This is a genomic window from Christiangramia aquimixticola (assembly GCF_048285835.1).
GTDB classification, from domain to species: Bacteria; Bacteroidota; Bacteroidia; order Flavobacteriales; family Flavobacteriaceae; genus Christiangramia; species Christiangramia aquimixticola.
In genome coordinates, this window is sequence record NZ_JBLVTL010000215.1 from 1 (window position 1) to 300 (window position 300).

Annotated in this window: 1 pseudogene; it reads left to right on the forward strand. The window is 49.3% G+C overall.

Going from position 1 to position 300, the window contains the following annotated elements:
- Window positions 1-300 (forward strand): annotated as a pseudogene (locus ACNKXV_RS14195) (single-stranded-DNA-specific exonuclease RecJ); the annotation flags it as partial.

The window sequence follows — 300 nt, forward strand, 5'->3', positions numbered from 1 at the left end:
GTACAAAGAACTCAGTGGCTGCGGGGTAGGCTTTAAGCTTATTCAAGCCTACGCTAAAACCCACGGAATTGAAGAATCCAGCCTCTACCCTTACCTCGACCTGCTCGTGGTAAGTATCGCAGCGGATATCGTGCCTATTACCGGAGAAAACAGGATCCTTGCCTATTACGGATTAGATCGAATCAATAATACTCCCGGTCCGGGATTAAAGGCATTGATCCTGCAGTCCAAGGTGGAGAAGGAAATCCAGATTTCGGACATCGTCTTCAAAATCGGTCCACGCATCAACGCCTCCGGCAG